Source organism: Streptomyces guryensis (assembly GCF_021261325.1).
In the GTDB taxonomy this organism is placed as follows: Bacteria; Actinomycetota; Actinomycetes; order Streptomycetales; family Streptomycetaceae; genus Streptomyces; species Streptomyces guryensis.
Map to the genome: position 1 here is coordinate 1 of NZ_JAJSBI010000028.1, position 18,585 is coordinate 18,585.

Genomic DNA, 18,585 nt, shown 5'->3' on the forward strand with positions numbered 1-18,585 from the left:
CCTGGCATGCTATCGTCCCCTTCACCTTTCGGATCTTGGGTAAGCCATCAGATCCAGAGACATTCCTCCAATCTCTGCCCGCTGCGCGGGCTATACGGCACTGCGCCTCGTGGCGCAGAGAGGGTGTTGTGCGGGCGGTTGGCCGGAATGCGCTCGATCGCGCGCAGCGTCTTCAGCTCCGCAAGGGTGAAGTCCTCGGTGAACCAGCCGGTGGTGGGGACGCCGTCCAGCACCTTGGTGGTCTTGCGGTCGGCGAACTCGGGGTGGTCGGCGACGTTCGTCGTCCCGCCGATCTCCGGCTCGTGTCGGCAGACCAGATGGCCGTCCTTGGTGGGGACCAGGTCGCCGGCCTCGACGACGTCGGCGCCCAGGTCGAGGGCCAGGTCGTACGAGCCGAAGGTGTGCTCGGGCCGGTAGCCGGCGGCTCCGCGGTGGCCGATGATCGTCGGCTTGGGCAGGCTCTTCAGCCCGCCGTTCCCGTACCCGGCACCCGCGGCTCTCGCCGTACCGGACAGGCCGAGTACGGCTCCGCCCGCTCCCAGGACCGCCGCGCCGAGGAGTGCCCGTCGTCCGGTGCCGCCTGTCTGCTCGTTCTCCTGCGTTCCCATGAGCGCCTCCCCTGACGTCGGCTCGATCCGTTCTCTCAGCGCGCCGATCGTAGGGGCGTGGACATGACGCGCGGGAGGCGCCGGCCGGAACACGCGGGTGACTCGGGATGTCACATGGGAGAGGAGTTCCGAGCAGGCGGGCAGCGGGCCCGCGGCTCGCCCGTTCGGCGGCGCGACCTCCGTCACATCGCTCCGGGCTGTTACCGGCGGGCAACGTCACGTCACCGCAGGTAAACCTGCGTCAACAGTGCGTAAGACCTCTGTGAACCCGATGTGCAAGACCCCGGGCACCGCGAGTATCGTCCTCACCTGCACAGACTCATATCGAACCCCTTGACACCGGAGGGCCCGTTGTCCCGCTTCGCGCTCATCAAGGCAGTGCTCGGACCGATCATGCGCCTGATGTTCCGCCCACGGGTGGAGGGTGCGGAGCACATCCCGGGCGACGGTCCGGTCATCCTGGCCGGCAACCATCTGACCTTCATCGACTCGATGATCCTGCCGCTCGTCTGCGACCGGCAGGTGTTCTTCATCGGCAAGGACGAGTACGTCACCGGCAAGACCCTCAAGGGCCGGCTGATGGCCTGGTTCTTCACCGGCGTCGGCATGATCCCGGTGGACCGCGACGGCGGCCGGGGCGGAGTCGCCGCGCTGATGACCGGGCGCCGCGTGCTGGAGGAGGGCAAGGTCTTCGGGATCTACCCCGAGGGCACGCGGTCGCCCGACGGGCGGCTGTACCGGGGGCGTACCGGTATCGCACGGCTGACGCTGATGACGGGGGCGCCGGTGGTGCCCTTCGCGATGATCGGGACGGACAAGCTGCAGCCGGGCGGGGCGGGGATGCCCCGGCCGGGGCGGGTCACCGTTCGGTTCGGTGAGGCGATGGAGTTTTCCCGGTACGAGGGGATGGACCGGGACCGGTATGTGCTGCGGGCGGTTACCGATTCCGTGATGGCTGAGGTGATGCGGCTGTCGGGGCAGGAGTACGTGGACATGTATGCGACCAAGGCCAAGGCTGCGTAGTGCCTCCGGCGGTTGGCCGTCTTCCGGGTGCGGGTCGTTCGTGGTTGCTCGCGCAGGTCCCCGCGCCCCTTACGGGGCGGTGTCCAACCGTTGGCCTCGTAGCATGAACCATGCTGCGACTGCCGTCGCGAGAAGTACCGCTGCACCTGCGCCCGCTGCGATCGCCAGGCCGTCGACGAAGGCCTCTCGGGCCGACGTGAGCATTGCCTGTGCCGTGTCCGTCGGCATCCCGGCCGCCGCCTCCAGCGCGCCGCCCAGTGACTCGTGCGCCCCTTCCGGCGTACCGGGCGGAGTCGCGAATCCCCGGTAGACGCCCGTCACGATCGAGCCCAGGATGGCGATCCCAAGGGCCGCGCCCAGTTCGTAGGCCGTTTCCGAGACCGCCGAGGCGGCGCCCGCCTGGTCCTTCGGGACGGAGGAGAGGATGACGTCGGCGGTCACGGTGAAGGAGAATCCGGCGCCGATGCCCACGACCAGCAGGGCGGCGCCCAGTACCGGATAGCCCGTCGACTGGTCCAGCGTCGTGAGGGCGGCGAGCGCCAGACCCACCGCCGCCAGGCCGCCCGCGACCACCGCGCGTACCGAGAAGCGGCGTGCCGCGCGGCCCGCGATGAGGCCCGCCGCCACCGCGCCCACCGCTGCGGGCAGTTCGGCCAGACCCGCCTCGAACGGGCTCCTGCCCTGGACGAGTTGCAGGTACTGGGAGAGGAAGAAGACCAGGCCGGACAGGCCGAGGATGGTCAGCAGGTCGGCCAGGACCGCGGCGCTGAAGCCGCGGTCGCGGAACAGGCGCATGTCCAACAGCGGGGTGGGCAGCGTGAGTTGGCGGCGGATGAACCAGTACAGTGCCGCCGCGCCCAGTGCGCCCGCGGCGAGCGTGGGCCACCCGAAGCCGTGGGTCGCGGCTTCCTTGACCGCGTAGACGATGCCGATCACACCGACGAGGGACAGGACGACGCCGGTCAGGTCCCACGGGCCCGGGTTCGGGTTGCGGGACTCGGGCAGCGTGCGGATGCCGACGACGACCAGGACCGCCATCACGGGGAGGTTGATCAGGAAGACCGAGCCCCACCAGAAGTGTTCGAGCAGGAAGCCGCCCGCGATCGGGCCGACGGCCGTGCCCGCGGAGGCCGTGGCGCCCCAGATGCCCACGGCGAGGCTGCGTTCGCGCGGGTCGTGGAAGAGGTTGCGGATCAGGGCGAGGGTGGCAGGCATGAGGGTGGCGCCCGCGACGCCGAGCAGGGCGCGGGCCAGGATCATCAACTCAGGTGTCGTCGCATAGGCGTTGAGAACGGATATCGCGCCGAACGCCGTGGCGCCGCCGAGCAGGATCCGCTTGCGGCCGATGCGGTCGCCGAGGCTGCCCATCGACACCAGCAGGCCCGCGATGACGAAGGAGTAGACGTCGCCGATCCACAGGAGCTGGGTGCCGGAGGGCTTGAGGTCCTCGCTGATGTAGGGGGTCGCGAGGCCGAGGACGGTCGCGTCGACGGCCACCAGCAGCACGGCGAGCACCAGGACGGAGAGCGCGAGCCAGCGGCCCGGGCGCTTCACCGCCTCGGTCGTGGTCGCCGGCTGCAGGGTGCTGGTCATGATTCCTCTCTCCGTAGCGCGCCGCCGAGCAGGAGCTCGGCGACCATGTGGGTGAAGTCCTTGGGGGCGACGCGGCCGTCGTGCATGGCCCAGGCGCACGAGGCGATCAGGCCGTAGAGCGCCTCCGTGAGCCAGACGGGGGTGAGGTCGATACGGAACTCGCCCGCCTGCTGACCGCGCACGAACAGCGCGCCCATGCGGGCGTCCAGCCGCTGCCAGCCCGCGTCCTGGCCGGCTTCCCAGAGCTGGCTCTCGCCGTACAGGAAGGCGAGCAGTCCGGCGGCGGGCTGGATCTCGCTGACCAGCCTGCGTACGGCCTCGCTCGCGGAGCCCTCGTCCAGCCGGGCCGCGTCCAGCGCGGCCTCGCACTCGGCGATGCCGAGCGACTCGAGCGCCCGGACCAGCGCGTCGCGGCCCGCGAAGTGGCGGTGCAGCGTGGCGCGGCTGATCCCGGCGGCCTTGGCGACCTCGTCCATCGTCGCGGTGGACTTGCGGGTCAGCAGGGCTGCGGCGGTGCGCAGTACGTGGTCACGGTCGACGGCCATGAGACGAGAATAGCGCAGGTGAGACATTGATGTCTCATTGTGGGCGTGCGCGTCTCACGAGGAGTGGGGTCCTGCCGGTTTTTCAGTGCCAGGGCAGCTGACCGCGCTGCTCCCAGTACGCCTGCGGCTTCTCCACCAGGTCGGCCAGGCGGGCCAGCTGGTCCTCGTCCAGGTCCACGACCGCCGCGTGCAGGTTGGAGGCGAGCTGGGTGGCGGTGGCCGCGCCGGAGAGGACGACTCCCGCCCACGGCTGGCGCAGGATGACCGCGAGGGCCACCGCGTCGCAGCCCAGAGACGTTTCTGCGGCAACGGACTTCAGGGCTTCCGGCGCATACGGGTCCGCGAGGCGGCCGTTGGCCATGCCCTCCTTGATGATCACTGTGAGCCCGGCGTCGTGCGCGTCCGCGAGGGCGGGAGCGGCCGAGGTCTCCAGAACGTTGTACGTGGACTGGACGGTACGGAAGAGGGGTTCGCCGTCGACCGTCACGGCGAGGGCGGCGCGGATGGCGTCGGCCTGCGCCGGGCCGCTGGTGGAGAAGCCGATGGTGGTGCCCTGGGCGGCGGCCTCGGCCAGCTCGGCGTGGAGTTCCTTGTCGGTGAGGGCCGGGCTGTCCGGGGTCACCGAGTGGATCTGGTAGAGGTCGAGGCGGTCGCCGAGCAGTTCGGCGCTCTCGGCGCGCTGGCGCTCGTAGGTCCGGAGGCTGTGGTCCTTGACCTCGTGCGTCTCGGCGTCCGCCGACCAGTCGGCGGTGTAGGTGTAGCCCCACTTGCTGCCGGTGATCACGTCGTCGATGCCGGGCCGGGCGGTGAGCCAGTCCGCGAGGAACTCCTCGGAGCGGCCGTAGGAGCGGGCCACGTCGAAGTAGCGGACGCCCTGGGCGTAGGCGGCGTCGAGGAGTTCATGGGTGCGCAGGCGCAGGGCGTCGACGGTGCGCTCGGCCGGAAGGTCGTCCTCCCGGCCGAGGTTGATGTAGCCCGGTCGGCCGACGGCGGCGAGACCCAGTCCGATGTGCGCGGTGGGCGTGGTCGCGTGGGCCAGGCGGCTGAAGGGCATGGTGGCTCCCTGCACGTTCGGTGGAGGAGATCCCGCACCGGGAGGGGGATCTCGCACCAATCTACCCAGCCTCGTGCGGTTCAGCCCGCCCTGATCAGACGCAGCGCGGCACGAACGCGGGGTCGGCCGGCCCCGTGCGCTCCAGGGCGTTGAGCACCCACTGCTCGACCAGCGGCGACTTCGGCGCCTGGTCGTGTTCGGTGGTGTCGAGCGGGCAGCGGTCCTGGAGGAGGACGTTGGTCACGTACGAGTCCGGGCCCTTGAGGAAGGCGCTGGTGTACGGCACCACGACCTCGTCGTACTTGGTGGCGATCGCCGTGTAGTCGGGGCCCACCGGGGTCTCCGGGTCGGAGTTGAGCTTCTGCAGGAAGTCCGAACCGGCGGTCTGGTCGACGCAGGAGGGGCAGACGGTGGCGCCGGCCGCGAGGGCGAGCGGGTTGGTGGTGCCGTGGTTGGACGGCACGATGCCGACGAGGTCGTCGACCTTGGTGGCGCCGCCGAGGAACTTGACGTAGTAGCGGGGCATCATGCCGCCCTGGCTGTGCCCGACGATGTCCACCTTCCCGGCGCCGGTCGCGCCGAGCACGGCGTTCACGAAGTCCCGCAGCTCGGCTGCCGAGTCCGGGATGGGGGCGGTCTCCAGGCCGCCGTACTCGAAGGAGAAGACGCAGTACCCGGCGTTCGCCAGCGCGGGCGAGAGGGTCAGCCAGTTCTCGTAGGAGGTCTTGAAGGTGCCGTTCACCAGGACGACCGGCTGCGGATGGGCCGAGTCGGGCTTGCAGGACCAGTCGTCGGCGCCGGGCGGCGGAGTGTCGGCGGCGCCCGCGGGGGCCGTGAGCCCGAGGGCGCACAGCGTCGCCACGGCGGCGACGGCGAGAAGGCGGGCTGTTCGTCTGGTGCGTCGTGCGCGCATGACGTCCCTTTCATGCTCGACTGCGGTCGACCGGCGTTCGGCATTGTCGACCGGGTAACCGGAATGCTTACCTCCGAGCAGGGTTGCGTCAAGGTTTCGGCCAAAGGCCGAATCTCATCTGTTACCAAGCGGTTCGGACAGCACGAAGGGCCCGGACGCGATGTCCGGGCCCTGCTGTGCGCTGCGGTGCGGGCGTCAGGCCTGCTTGGCCGTGGCCCACGTGTGCTGTGCCGCCACGTCCGCCTTGACGTCGGCGAGCTGGACGGCGACCGCGCTGGGCGCCGTGCCGCCGCGACCGTTGCGGGAGGCCAGGGCGCCCGGGACATTGAGGACGGAACGGACCTCGGGGGTCAGGTGGGTGGAGATCTTGGCGAACTGCTCGTCCGTCAGCTCGTCCAGCTCCTTGCCCTCGGCCTCGGCGGCCTTCACGCACTCGCCGGCGACCTCGTGCGCCACACGGAACGGGACGCCCTTCTTGACCAGCCACTCGGCGATGTCGGTGGCGAGGGAGAAGCCGGCCGGGGCCAGTTCCTCCATCCGCTCGCGGTGCACGGTGAGCGTCGCCATCATGCCGGTGAAGGCCGGGAGCAGAACCTCCAGCTGGTCGATCGCGTCGAAGACCGGCTCCTTGTCCTCCTGGAGGTCGCGGTTGTACGCGAGCGGCAGGGCCTTGATGGTCGCCATGAGGCCGGTCAGATTGCCGATCAGACGGCCGGACTTGCCGCGCGCCAGCTCGGCGATGTCCGGGTTCTTCTTCTGGGGCATGATCGACGAGCCGGTGGAGAAGGCGTCGTGCAGGGTCACGAAGGAGAACTCCTTCGTGTTCCAGATGATGACCTCCTCGGCGATCCGGGAGATGTTCACGCCGATCATCGCGGTGATGAAGAGGAACTCGGCGACGTAGTCGCGGGACGCCGTGCCGTCGATGGAGTTCGCGGAGCTGCCGTGCTCGAAGCCGAGGTCCCTGGCCACCGCCTCCGGGTCCAGGCCGAGGGAGGAGCCGGCGAGGGCACCCGAGCCGTACGGCGAGACCGCCGTGCGCTCGTCCCACTGGCGCAGCCGCTCCGCGTCCCGGCTCAGGGACTGGGCGTGCGCCAGGACGTGGTGGGCGAACAGCACCGGCTGGGCGTGCTGGAGGTGGGTGCGGCCGGGCATCGCGGTGTCCGGGTGGGCCTCCGCCAGGCCGATCAGCGCGTCCTGCAGATCGGCGAGCAGGCCGCCGATGGTGCGGGCGTGGTCCCGGATGTACATCCGGAAGAGGGTGGTCACCTGGTCGTTCCGGGAGCGGCCCGCGCGCAGCTTGCCGCCGAGGTCGGGGCCGATACGCTCCAGCAGGCCCCGCTCCAGGGCGCTGTGGACGTCCTCGTCGGCGATCGTGCCCACGAAGGAGCCGTCGGCGACGTCCGCCTCGAGCCGGTCGAGTCCGGCCAGCATCCGCGTCAGCTCGTCCTCCGTGAGCAGACCCGCCTTGTTCAGCACGCGCGCGTGGGCCCGGGAACCGGCGATGTCGTACGGCGCCAGGCACCAGTCGAAGTGGACGGAGGCGGACAGCTTCGCCAGGGCCTCGGAGGGACCGTCGGCGAAACGGGCGCCCCAGAGCCGTACGTCACCGCTGTTGCTGCTCACTTGCTGTGCTCCTAGAGAGATACGGATGTGCCGCCGCCTCCCCGCCCGTGAGCGGGGAGGCGGTTCTCACGCTACTGCTTGGGAAAGGTCCCGTCGGGCTACGCCCGCAGCTGACGCCGCGCCGCGATCTTCGACGACAGGCTGTGGATGTCGATGAAGCCCTTGGCCGCGGCCTGGTCGAAGGTGTCGCCCGTGTCGTACGTGGCCAGGCCGAAGTCGTAGAGCGACGTCTCGGAGCGCCGGCCGGTGACCACCGCGCGGCCACCGTGCAGGGTCATCCGGATGTCGCCGTTGACGTGCTGGTTGGCCTCGTCGATGAAGCCGTCGAGGGCGCCCCTGAGCGGGGAGAACCACTGGCCGTCGTAGACGAGTTCGCCCCAGCGCTGCTCCACCTGCCGCTTGTAGCGGGCGAGTTCGCGCTCGACGGTGACGTTCTCCAGCTCCTGGTGGGCCGTGATGAGGGCGATCGCGCCCGGGGCCTCGTACACCTCGCGGGACTTGATGCCGACGAGGCGGTCCTCGACCATGTCGATGCGGCCGATGCCCTGGGCGCCGGCGCGCTCGTTGAGCTGCTGGATCGCCTGCAGGACGGTGACCTGCCCGCCGTCGATCGCGACCGGGGCGCCCTGTTCGAAGGTGACGATCACCTCGTCGGCGTCGCGCGGGGTCGCCGGGTTCGAGGTGTACTCGTAGATGTCCTCGATCGGGGCGTTCCAGATGTCCTCCAGGAAGCCCGTCTCGACCGCGCGCCCGAACACGTTCTGGTCGATGGAGTACGGGGACTTCTTGGTGGTCGCGATCGGGAGGTTCTTCTGCTCGCAGAAGGCGATCGCCTTGTCGCGGGTCATCGCGTAGTCGCGGACCGGGGCGATGCACCTGAGGCCGGGGGCGAGAGCGACGATGCCGGCCTCGAAGCGGACCTGGTCGTTTCCCTTGCCGGTGCAGCCGTGGGCGACCGTGGTGGCGCCGTGCTTGCGGGCGGCGGCGACGAGGTGCTTGACGATCGCCGGCCGGGAGAGAGCGGAGACCAGCGGGTAGCGGTCCATGTAGAGGGCGTTGGCCTTGATCGCCGGGAGGCAGTACTCCTCGGCGAATTCGTCCCTGGCGTCGGCCACTTCGGCCTCCACGGCGCCGCAGGCGAGGGCGCGCTTGCGGATGACGTCCAGGTCCTCACCGCCCTGGCCGACGTCGACCGCGACGGCGATGACCTCTGCGCCCGTCTCCTCGGCGATCCAGCCGATGGCGACGGAGGTGTCCAGACCGCCTGAGTAGGCGAGTACGACGCGCTCGGTCACGGGGGTCTCCTCACACCGCATTCACTGACATGCATGAGTATGCAGTGCTCTGCATGATTCGTCAATCAATCCGGGGCGGGAGGCCGGGTGTGGAGAAGTTCCGAAGGACGCTTGAACAAACGAAACCGCTTACCCGTACTTCATCCCGAACGCCGGCGCCGCGTTTGTACACCCACTCCTGACCCAAGTGAGGCATCCGCATGTCCAGGGCTCTTCCGAAGTACAACAAGCGTCGCGTGGCCATCATCGGCGGCGCTGCCGCGGTGGCGCTGTCCGGAGCGGTGATCGCCGGTTCCGCCCTCGCCGGGACGCCGTCCAAGAGCAGCGGGAACAACGCCCGGACGCTGGCCGCGTCCCCCGGCACCATCACCTGCCAGGACGTCGCGTCGAAGCTCCCCGCGATCCCCGCCTCCGCTCAGGCCGAGGTCACCCGTAACCTCACCCTGCTGCAGACGCAGATCCAGGAGGCCAACAACCGGCTGCAGAGCACGGTCGGCCAGGGCGGCCCGAACTTCGTGAACAACGCCATCCTGGGCCCCCTCAAGGACAAGCGGGTGGCCACGATCAACCGCATCGCGACTGCCATCGGCCGCACCGCGGCCAAGCCGACCGGCCTGGACGCGCTGGCGCCGTGCACACTGAACGCCGCCGGCGCGAACACCGGTGCCAACAAGGGGAACGGCAACAAGGGGAACGGGAACAACGGGAACGCCAACACGGGTAACGCCGGCTCCGGTGCCGCCGCGAACACCACGGCAACGGGCGGGCAGGCGGCAGGTGCCGGCGCCTCCGCCGTCGGCACCATCACCTGCCCGGACGTCGCCTCGAAGCTCCCCGCGATCCCCGCCTCCGCTCAGGCCGAGGTCACCCGCAACCTCACCCTGCTGCAGACACAGATCCAGGAGGCCAACAACCGGCTGCAGAGCACGGTCGGCCAGGGCGGGCCGAACTTCGTGCAGAACGCGATCCTCGGCCCGCTGGCCGACAAGCGGAAGTCGACCGTCGACCGCATCGCGACCGCCATCGGCCGCACCGCGGCGAAGCCGACCGGCCTGGACTCCCTGGCCGCCTGCACGCTCACCAAGTAAGCCGCGTGACAGGCGCTGTGGCCGCCCCGATTGAGCGCCGGCCGGGGCGGCCACGGCCGGCGGCCGCCGGCCGACCACTGGAGTGCACCATGCGGAGGTCGCAGTTCCTTAGACAGGCGAAAGGTTTGCGTCCATAATCGTGAGGTGTGGGAAAGACTTATGAACGCATAGACGGCAGGCTGCGCACCTTCATCGAGGCGCAGCCACTCTTCTTCACCGCGACCGCGCCGCTCTCCGGCGACGGCACGGTCAACCTCTCCCCCAAGGGCCTCAAGGGCACCTTCGCGGTACTCGACGAACTCACCGTGGCCTATCTGGACTTCGCCGGATCCAACGCCGAGACGATCGCGCATCTGCGGGAGAACGGGCGGATCACGCTGATGTGGTGCGCCTTCCAGGGTCCGCCGAACATCGTGCGGGTGCACGGGCGCGGCGAGCCCGTCTTCCGCGACGACCCGCGCTTCAAGGAACTGCTCACCCGTTTCCCGGACATCGACCCGACGCCGCACGGTCTGCGGGCCGTCATCGTCGTGACGGCCGAACTCGTCCGCGACACCTGCGGTTACGCCGTGCCCTTCATGACCTACGACGAGGACCGCGACCTGCACGGCAAGCGCTTCGCACGGGAGGACGACGCCTCGCTCGGCGAGTACTTCGCCAAGAAGGAGCACATCGCGACGAGCCTGGATGGCCTACCCGGGCTGCCGTTGCCGCTCCCCCCGTCTACGGTCTGAGCCATGCGATCAGCTCTCGCCGCCGGCGCCCTGGTGTCCGCCTCGCTCCTGGTCCTCGGTCTTGTGCCGGACGCGTCGGCCGCCGGTGCGCCCCTTCCCGCCCGGATGGCCGGCACGGGCGGCGGTACGCAGCTGATCACCGCCGTGGCCCCGAGGACGAGCTCGACGTCCGGCACGGTCACCTGGTGGGACCTGCGGGGCGGCCGGTGGGTGAAGGCCGGTTCGGCGTCCGCGCGGTTCGGGGCGAAGGGGCTCGTGGAGGGGGCGTCGCGCAGGCAGAACACGAACACGACTCCGACCGGACTGTACAACCTGCCGTACGCCTTCGGCATCGAGGCCGCGCCGACCGGGACCCGCTACAAGTACCGTGCCGTGCAGCGGAGTTCGTGGTGGTGCGAGGACAACCCCTCGACGTCCTACAACCGCTGGACCGATCCGCGTCCGGCCGACTGCCGGGCGTCCGAGTCCGAGCACCTTGCCTCGTACGGGACGCAGTACGCGTATGCGTTCGTCATCGGGTTCAACTACCACCAGCGGGTGCGGGGGCGCGGCGCCGGCATTTTCCTGCATGTCAACGGGCGAGGGGCCACCGCGGGGTGTGTGTCCGTGCCCCGGGGCGCGATGCGGGCGATTCTCCAGTGGGCGGTGCCCGGGAGGCATCCGCACATCGCCGTGGGAACAGCGGGCGGGAACACGGTGATCACGCGGTACTGAGCCGCACGGAGAAGGTGGTCGACCCCGCTCTGCTCGCCAGGCTCACACTCCCCCCATGTGCCTCCGCCACCGCCGCCACGATCGACAGGCCCAGGCCCGCGCCCCCGCCGGGGGCGTCCTTGCGGCGGCGGTGTTCGGCTCGGGTGAAGCGTTCGAAGACGCCCGGCTGGATGTCCTCGGGGACGCCAGGGCCGTCGTCGTGGACCTTGAGGACGGCCGAGGATGCGTCGGCCTCCAACGACACCGTCACCTTGGTGCCGACCGGGGTGTGCAGCCGCGCGTTGGCCAGCAGGTTGGCCAGTACCTGGTGCAGGCGGTGCTCGTCGCCGGTGACCGTGACCGGTTCCTCGGGGAGTTCCAGGTACCAGCGGTGGTCGGGGCCGACGGCGCGGGCGTCGCTGACGGCGTCCAGGACCAGGCGGGTCAGGTCGACGGGGAGGCGTTCGAGGGGGCGGCCCGCGTCCAAGCGGGCCAGCAGCAGGAGGTCGTCCACCATCGCGCCCATACGGCCCGACTCGGCGGCGATGCGTTCCAGGGCGTGGGTGACCTCCGGCGGCACCGGGCCCGGGTGGAGGAGGGCCAGTTCCGCGTGGCCGCGGACCGAGGCGACCGGGGTGCGCAGCTCGTGGCTGGCGTCGGCGGCGAAGCTGCGCAGCCGCTCCTCGCTGGCATGCCGTTTGGTCAGGGCGTCCTCGACGTGGCCGAGCATGCGGTTGAAGGCACCGGCGACCTGTCCCACCTCGCTGCGCGGGTCGGACTCGGGGGCGCGCGGCGGCAGGGCCACCTCACCGCTGGCGAGCGGGAGTTCGCTGACCCGGGTGGCGGTCGCGGCGACCCGGCTCAGCGGTCTGAGCGACCAGCGCACCCAGAGGGCGCCCGCGACACCGGTGAGGGTCAGTGCGGCGCCGAAGACGATCCCGGAGACCAGTTCGAGGCGGTGGACGGCGGCCTCCACCGGCTCCAGGGGCATGCCGGTGATCAGGACGTCGCCGTCGAGGCCTCTCGACGCCATCAACCGGTAGTGGTACAGCGCGGTGAGCCGGACGCTGTGCCCCTTGCCGTCGGCGGGGACCGCGGCGAGCTGCTGCCGTTCCCGGGCGGACAGGGTGACGTCGACGACGCCCGAGGAGCGGACGACGGCCGCGTTGCTGACCTTTCCGTCGACCAGGCGGGCGCCGAAGGTGCCCGTGGCCTGCCTCCGGTCGTCGGCACGGTTGTCGCGGTCGTGGTCGTTGGGCAGACTGCCGCCGTGTTCGAGGCTCACCGCGAACCGGTTCCCGGCCTGGGTCAGCTGCTCGTCGAGGCGGCTGGTGAGGAAGCCGTTCAGCTCGATGACCGCCGCGAGGCCGACCGCCGCGCAGCTGACCGCCAGCAGCACCGCGAGGCCGACGGTGAGCCGGGCCCGGAGCGTCCGCGGCCGGGGCAGCCGCCGCCACTGCGGCCTCATGGCGCCACCGGCTTGAGCACGTACCCGGCCCCCCGCACCGTGTGGATCATCGGCTCGCGGCCCGCGTCCACCTTCTTGCGCAGATAGGAGATGTACAGCTCGACGACGTGGGCGCGGCCGCCGAAGTCGTAGGACCAGACCCGGTCGAGGATCTGTGCCTTGCTGAGCACGCGGCGCGGGTTGCGCATCAGGAAGCGGAGCAGCTCGAACTCGGTGGGCGACAGCTCGATCAGCTCGCCCGCCCGGGTCACCTCGCGGGCCTCCTCGTCCATGACCAGGTCGCCCACGGTCAGCCGCGGCCCCTCGTCCAGCTGGCGGGCCATGCCGGCGCGGCGCAGCAGTCCGCGGACCCGGGCGACGACCTCCTCCAGGCTGAAGGGCTTGGTGACGTAGTCGTCCCCGCCCGCGGTGATGCCCGCGATGCGGTCCTCCACGGCGTCCCGTGCGGTGAGGAAGAGGACACAGACGTCGGGCTTCACGCCGTGCAGGGAGCGCAGGACCGCGAAGCCGTCGGTGTCGGGCAGCATCACGTCCAGCACGACGGCGTCCGGCATCAGCTCCCGCGCCTCGGCCAGCGCGGAGGCACCGTCGCCCGCCGAGCGGACCTGCCAGCCCTCGTAGCGCAGGGCACCCGAGAGCACCTCGGCCAGGTCCGGGTCGTCGTCGACGACGAGGACGCGCAGCGGGGTGCCGTCGGGGCGGGTGAGGGCGGGGCGGCCGGAGCGGGTGGTGTTCATCGCCCTACCAGGATCGCCCCTCGCCGGGCCGGCGAGCGCCCCGCGATGCTCTGAGTTTCCTCTGAGTGGGCTCAGAGGGTGCCGGTTGAGAGCCTGCTCAGAGGTTACGGCGGCACAGTTGCGTCCGGTACAGCGAAAGGACGCACACATGACCACCGTGTACGAGCGGCGGACGGCACCGGCCGTGGCGCCGGCCGCGCGGCGCTCCCCCGCGGGCCCTCTGCTCGCCCTTCTGTGGGCCGGGGCGGCGGCCGTGGTCGCCCTGTGGTGGACCGACACCGGCTCGGTGGTCGGTGCGGCCGGCTGGCTGACCGGGGCCGGGCGGATCGCCGGGCTGCTGTGCGGGTACGCCTGCGCGGTACTGGTCGGTCTGATGGCGCGGGTGCCACTGCTGGAGCGGCGGATCGGCTCGGACCGGGTGGCTCGCTGGCACGCGATGGCAGGCCGCTACACGGTGTGCCTGCTGGTCGCGCACATCGTGCTGATCCTCCTCGGGTACGCCGCCCAGGACCGCGCCTCGGTGTGGCACGAGACGCTCACCGTGGTCCTGGACTACCCGGACATGCTCAAGGCCGCCTTCGGCACGCTCATCCTGTTCGCGGTCGGCATCACCTCGGCCCGCGCCGCGCGCCGCCGCCTCAGTTACGAGTTCTGGTACTACGTCCACCTGCTCACCTACGTCGCCGTCTTCCTCGCCTTCTTCCACCAGCTGACCCTGGGCAACGAGTTCAACGGCCACGCCGGGGCCACCGCCGCCTGGTACGCGCTGTACCTGGGCGTCGCGGCCCTGGTGGTCTGGTTCCGGCTCCTCGCGCCGGTGCGGCTCAACCTGCGGCACCGGATGCGGGTCCAGTCCGTGCACAAGGAGGCGCCCGGCGTCTACTCGGTCGTGGTCCACGGGCGGCGGCTGGACGAGATGGGCGCGCGGGCGGGGCAGTTCTTCCGCTGGCGCTTCCTCGGGGAAGGCATGGGCTGGGCATCGACGCCGTACTCACTGTCGGCACCGCCGCGCCGCGACGTGCTGCGCATCACGGTCAAGGCGCTCGGAGACCACAGTGCGGCCGTCTCCCTGCTGCGGCCCGGCACCCGGGTGTGGGCGGAGGGGCCGTACGGCTCGATGACCGAGGACCGGCAGACCTCGCCGAAGTCCCTGCTGATCGCCGCCGGGGTCGGCATCACCCCGATGCGGGCCCTGTTCGAGACGCTGCCCGGCGAGGTGACCCTCCTCTACCGTGCGCGTACGGCCGAGGACCTCGCGCTGGGCGGGGAGCTGGAGGCCATCGCACGCTGGCGCGGAGCCAAGGTGCTGTACGCGCTCAACGGGCCGGACGGGCGGCGCCCCACATTCACCGCCCAGTCCCTGCGCGCGTCCTTCCCCGACCTCGCCGGTCACGACGTCTACATCTGCGGCCCGCACGGCTTCGCCCGCGAGCTGTACGAGGCGCTGCGCACCGCAGGTGTCCCGGACCGCCGTATCCACCACGAGTCGTTCGAGCTGTGAGGCAGCACACGTGCACGCATTGAAGAAGAACCGCCCCCTGCGCCGGATCGTGCTGGCGAGCGCCGCCACCGTCTCCGGGATGGTGATGCTGCTGTCGCTGAAGCCGCACTCGACGTCGGCGGCCGCCCTGGCGGTGCCCGCGCCCTCCAGCAGTTCGAGCGCGTCGGGCGGGACCGGCGGGTCCAGCGGGTCCGGAGGATCGACCACCGTCACGAAGACCGTCACCGGCGACACGATCCAGACCCGCTGGGGCCCCGTCCAGGTCCGCATCACCCTCAAGAGCGGCAAGCTCACCGAGGTGACCGCCGTCACCTACCCCACGGACAATCCACGCGACCAGGAGATCAACAGCTACGCCCTCCCCCGGCTCCGCAGCGAGGCGCTGCAGGCCCAGAGCGCGAACATCGACACCGTCTCCGGGGCCACCTACACAAGTGACGGTTACCGCCAGTCACTCCAGTCCGCACTGGACTCGGCACGGAGCTGAACACACCGGCGTCGTGGCACGTATCTCTGGGCCAAGGGACCACGACAGCCCCTTGCCCCCGCCCCGGAGGAACAGTGACCACCACGCTCGCAGGCGGCCGCGCCGCCCGCCGCCAGACGATGCGCCGCATCCGTCCGCGCCGCTCCCCGGCGACCGTTCTGCTGCTCGCCGTATGGGCGGGCGCGGTCGGTGTGCTGTGGCTGTGGTGGCACAACACGCCGTCCATCGCCGACCAGAACGGCAAGATCCTCAACGCGGGCCGGATCACCGGTCTGCTGGCCGGCTATCTGATGGCACTGGTCGTGCTGCAGATGGCCCGGGTGCCCGCGCTGGAGCGGCGCGTCGGCTCCGACCGGGTGGCGCGCTGGCACGCGATGAGCGGCCGCTACACGCTCTGCCTGGTCTTCGCGCACGTCTTCCTCATCATGTGGGGCTACGCGCTGCAGGCGGGCAAATCGCTCGGCGACATCGTCCAGCAGACCATCGACTCCGTCAACCAGCTGCCGGACATGGGCAAGGCGGCCATCGGCACCGGCCTGTTCGTGCTCATCGGGCTGACGTCGATCGGCCCGGTGCGGCGCAGGATTCCGTACGACACCTGGTACCACGTCCACCTGCTGACGTACGGAGCCGTGTTCCTGACGTTCTGGCACCAGATCACCACCGGCAACGACTTCGCCGTCGAGCCGACCGCGAAGACCTTCTGGTACGTGCTGTACGGGTCGGTCACCGCGCTGGTCGTCTGGTACCGCATCCTCACCCCGATCCGGCTGAACATGCGGCACCGCATGCGCGTCGAGGCCGTGATCGAGGAGACGCCGGGCATCGTGTCGGTGCTGATCGGCGGGCGGAAGCTGCACCGGATGGGCGCGGAGGCCGGACAGTTCTTCCGGTGGCGGTTCCTCGCCCCGGGCATGCGGTTCTCCTCCCACCCGTACTCGCTGTCGGCGGCGCCCCGCCCCGACATGCTGCGGATCACCGTGAAGGCGATCGGCGATCACAGCGCCCGGCTGCGCGAGCTGACACCCGGCACCAAGGTGTGGGCCGAGGGCCCGTACGGCGCGATGACCGCCCAGCGGCGCAGCCGCGGCAAGGTGCTGCTGGTCGCTGGCGGCGTCGGCATCACACCGATGCGGGCTCTGTTCGAGACGCTGCCCGGCGCCTCCGGCGACATCACGCTCCTCTACCGCGCCAACACCACCCAGGACCTGGCGCTGTGGGACGAGCTCGCCGCCATCGCAGACGACCGCGGTGCCCGGTTGATGTACGCGGTCAACAGCCCGGACGGGGAGCGCCCGGACATCTCGGCGGAGCGGCTGCGGCAGAAGCTGCCGGACATCGAACAGCACGACGTCTTCATGTGCGGGCCGGCCGGCTTCGCGCAGGGCGTGTACGAAGCACTGCGCGGCGCGGGAGTGCCCGCCCGCCGCATCCATCACGAGTCGTTCGAGATGTGAGCGACGGGACTCAGGAGTCTGGGAAAGCGATGAAGAAGAGTCACCCCATCCGGCGTGTCGTGCTGGCCACCGCCGCCACCGTGTCGGGCGTCGTCCTGCTGCTGTCGCTGAAACCGGCGTCCGGCCCGAACGCCCAGGCGGCGGGTGCGGCCCCGCAGCAGACGGCGGCCTCGCAGGAGTCGCCCCAGGGCGGCACCGGGGCGGCCGGAAGCGGCACAGTCGACGGCGCCGTGGCCCAGACCCAGTACGGACCGGTCCAAGTCCGTATCACCGTCAGCAACGGCAAGATCACCAAGGCCGAGGCGATCCAGGCACCCAAGGGCGGCACCAGCGACCAGAAGACCGCCCTGTCCGTCCCCAAGCTGACCCAGGAGACGGTCGCCGCGCAGAGCGCGAAGATCGACTCGGTGTCCGGGGCGACGTACACGAGCAACGGCTACAAGCAGTCGCTGCAGTCGGCGATCGACAAGATGAAGGCGAGCGCGGGCTCTTCGCAGGGCGGCGGTTCCTCGCAGGGCGGCGCCACCCCTTCCCAGGGCGGCGGTGGGGGTTCGCAGGGCAGCGGCGCGGGCTCCTCCTCCGGCGGCTCCCAGGGCTCGGGCTCCGGGACCGCCCAGGCCAAGACCGTGACCGGCAGTGTCGCGCAGACCCAGTACGGACCGGTCCAGGTCCGTATCACCGTCAGCAACGGCAAGATCACCAAGGCCGACGCGGTGCAGGCTCCCAAGGGCGGGCTCAGCGACCAGAAGACGGCGATGGCCGTCCCCAAGCTCAACCAGGAGGCGGTGGCGGCCGGCAGCGCGAAGATCGACTCGGTGTCGGGTGCCACGTACACGAGCAGCGGCTATATGCAGTCGCTGCAGTCGGCGCTGGACCAGGCCGGTGGCTGAGCCGGTGGCCGAGTCGGCAGAAGCTCCCGCCGCGGTGCGTCACGCGGAGGAGGTCATGGGGACCGTCTTCTCCTTCGACGTCCGCGGCGGGGAACCCGGTGCGGTGCAGGCGGCGCTGGAGGAGGCGATCGCCCAACTGCACCGGGTGAACGAGGTGTTCAGCACCTACCGCGACGACAGCCAGGTCTCCCGGCTGGCGCGGGGTGAACTGACCGTGGAGCAGTGCGCTCCCGAGGTCGCCGAGGTGCTGGCACTGGGCGCCGAGGCGGAGCGGGTGAGCGACGGCTGGTTCAGCATGCGCTACGAGGGGCGGCTGGATCCCACCGGCATCGTCAAGGGCTGGGCCGCCGAGCGCGCGGCACGGCTGCTGGCGGCCACCCCCGGGGTGAGCGGCGTGAGCATGAACGGCGGCGGGGACGTCCAGCTGCTCGGCGCGCCCGAACCGCACCGGCCCTGGCGGGTCGGGGTGGCGGACCCGCTGCGTCCGGGCGGGCTCGCGGCGGTCGTCTCCGCGGCGGGCGCGGACGAGCTGGCGGTGGCCACCTCCGGCACCGCCGAGCGCGGCGCCCACATCGTCGACCCCCGCACGGGCCGCTCCGCGGTGACCGACCTGGTGGCGGTGACCGTGGTGGCCCCGAAGCTGACCTGGGCGGACTGCTGGGCCACGGCGGCGTTCGCGATGGGCTCGCGGGGCGGCCTGCGCTGGCTGGAGTCCCTGCCGGACGTGGAGGCCTTGCTGATCACGGCAGGCGACGAGGTGAGATGCACAGGAGGCCTGGCATCCCGCCTGGGGTAGGACAGCGCCCCTTCAGAGGCGCGGGGAACTGCGCGAGCCCCCCGGCCCGCAGTCGGCGGACAACGGCAAGTCCCCCT

At 71.0% G+C, this 18,585-nt stretch carries 17 protein-coding genes and 1 pseudogene; 9 read left to right on the forward strand and 9 right to left on the reverse strand.

Annotated elements, in window-relative coordinates; all coding sequences use genetic code 11:
- Positions 1–95: 95 nt before the first annotated feature.
- Positions 96–608 (reverse strand): annotated as a pseudogene (locus LJ657_RS38190) (glycerophosphodiester phosphodiesterase family protein); the annotation flags it as partial.
- A gap of 351 nt (positions 609–959) precedes the next feature.
- Between LJ657_RS38190 and LJ657_RS38195 the strand changes: the two are divergent.
- Positions 960–1,631 carry a lysophospholipid acyltransferase family protein gene (locus LJ657_RS38195; RefSeq protein WP_232653959.1) on the forward strand — a complete coding sequence of 224 codons (672 nt, stop codon included), beginning with the start codon at positions 960–962 and terminating at the stop codon, positions 1,629–1,631.
- A gap of 69 nt (positions 1,632–1,700) precedes the next feature.
- Here the strand turns inward: LJ657_RS38195 and LJ657_RS38200 are convergent, their stop codons facing one another.
- The 6 genes from LJ657_RS38200 to LJ657_RS38225 form a co-directional block, all read right to left on the reverse strand.
- The gene (locus LJ657_RS38200; protein ID WP_232653962.1) at positions 1,701–3,224 is read right to left on the reverse strand and encodes an MFS transporter; all 1,524 of its coding nucleotides are present in this window, start codon (positions 3,222–3,224) and stop codon (positions 1,701–1,703) included.
- Entirely contained in the window at positions 3,221–3,769 is a 549-nt protein-coding gene (locus tag LJ657_RS38205) for a TetR/AcrR family transcriptional regulator (protein WP_232653965.1), read from the reverse strand. The genes LJ657_RS38200 and LJ657_RS38205 overlap by 4 nt, the downstream gene beginning before the upstream one ends.
- An 82-nt stretch (positions 3,770–3,851) precedes the next feature.
- On the reverse strand, positions 3,852–4,823 hold the full coding sequence (locus LJ657_RS38210) for an aldo/keto reductase (RefSeq protein WP_232653967.1): 972 nt from the start codon (positions 4,821–4,823) through the stop codon (positions 3,852–3,854).
- A 94-nt stretch (positions 4,824–4,917) separates the two neighbouring features.
- Positions 4,918–5,736 carry an alpha/beta fold hydrolase gene (locus LJ657_RS38215; protein WP_232653970.1) on the reverse strand — a complete coding sequence of 273 codons (819 nt, stop codon included), beginning with the start codon at positions 5,734–5,736 and terminating at the stop codon, positions 4,918–4,920.
- A 195-nt stretch (positions 5,737–5,931) separates the two neighbouring features.
- Entirely contained in the window at positions 5,932–7,362 is a 1,431-nt protein-coding gene (argH, locus tag LJ657_RS38220) for an argininosuccinate lyase (RefSeq protein ID WP_232653973.1), read from the reverse strand.
- Positions 7,363–7,460: 98 nt separating this feature from the next.
- Positions 7,461–8,657: an argininosuccinate synthase gene (locus tag LJ657_RS38225; RefSeq protein ID WP_232653976.1), complete on the reverse strand. Its 1,197-nt coding sequence runs from the start codon at positions 8,655–8,657 to the stop codon at positions 7,461–7,463.
- Positions 8,658–8,857: 200 nt separating this feature from the next.
- On the opposite strand from LJ657_RS38225, the gene LJ657_RS38230 reads away from it, so the two are divergent.
- The 3 genes from LJ657_RS38230 (at position 8,858) to LJ657_RS38240 (ending at position 11,193) form a co-directional block, all read left to right on the forward strand.
- Positions 8,858–9,745, forward strand: a complete 888-nt coding sequence (locus LJ657_RS38230; protein ID WP_232653979.1) for a hypothetical protein — start codon at positions 8,858–8,860, stop codon at positions 9,743–9,745.
- A 146-nt stretch (positions 9,746–9,891) separates the two neighbouring features.
- Positions 9,892–10,479, forward strand: a complete 588-nt coding sequence (locus tag LJ657_RS38235) for a pyridoxamine 5'-phosphate oxidase family protein (protein WP_232653995.1) — start codon at positions 9,892–9,894, stop codon at positions 10,477–10,479.
- Positions 10,480–10,482: 3 nt separating this feature from the next.
- A complete protein-coding gene (locus LJ657_RS38240) occupies positions 10,483–11,193 on the forward strand; it encodes a L,D-transpeptidase family protein (RefSeq protein ID WP_232654009.1) in 711 nt (236 codons plus the stop codon).
- On the opposite strand, the gene LJ657_RS38245 is transcribed toward LJ657_RS38240, so the two are convergent.
- Positions 11,180–12,640, reverse strand: coding sequence for a sensor histidine kinase (locus LJ657_RS38245; protein WP_232654012.1), 1,461 nt, complete (start codon positions 12,638–12,640; stop codon positions 11,180–11,182). The genes LJ657_RS38240 and LJ657_RS38245 overlap by 14 nt on opposite strands.
- Positions 12,637–13,377 (reverse strand): response regulator transcription factor, encoded by a 741-nt coding sequence (locus tag LJ657_RS38250; protein ID WP_232654014.1) that lies wholly within the window; start codon positions 13,375–13,377, stop codon positions 12,637–12,639. The genes LJ657_RS38245 and LJ657_RS38250 overlap by 4 nt, the downstream gene beginning before the upstream one ends.
- Before the next feature lie 148 nt (positions 13,378–13,525).
- Between LJ657_RS38250 and LJ657_RS38255 the strand changes: the two genes are divergently transcribed.
- From LJ657_RS38255 to LJ657_RS38275, 5 genes are all read left to right on the forward strand, one after another.
- Positions 13,526–14,878, forward strand: coding sequence for a ferredoxin reductase family protein (locus LJ657_RS38255; RefSeq protein ID WP_232654017.1), 1,353 nt, complete (start codon positions 13,526–13,528; stop codon positions 14,876–14,878).
- A gap of 10 nt (positions 14,879–14,888) precedes the next feature.
- Positions 14,889–15,365 (forward strand): FMN-binding protein, encoded by a 477-nt coding sequence (locus tag LJ657_RS38260; protein WP_232654018.1) that lies wholly within the window; start codon positions 14,889–14,891, stop codon positions 15,363–15,365.
- Positions 15,366–15,439: 74 nt separating this feature from the next.
- On the forward strand, positions 15,440–16,822 hold the full coding sequence (locus tag LJ657_RS38265; RefSeq protein ID WP_232654021.1) for a ferredoxin reductase family protein: 1,383 nt from the start codon (positions 15,440–15,442) through the stop codon (positions 16,820–16,822).
- Between the two features lie 29 nt (positions 16,823–16,851).
- Entirely contained in the window at positions 16,852–17,712 is an 861-nt protein-coding gene (locus tag LJ657_RS38270; RefSeq protein WP_232654023.1) for an FMN-binding protein, read from the forward strand.
- Positions 17,705–18,508 (forward strand): FAD:protein FMN transferase, encoded by an 804-nt coding sequence (locus LJ657_RS38275; protein WP_232654026.1) that lies wholly within the window; start codon positions 17,705–17,707, stop codon positions 18,506–18,508. The genes LJ657_RS38270 and LJ657_RS38275 overlap by 8 nt, the downstream gene beginning before the upstream one ends.
- Positions 18,509–18,585 lie beyond the last annotated feature (77 nt).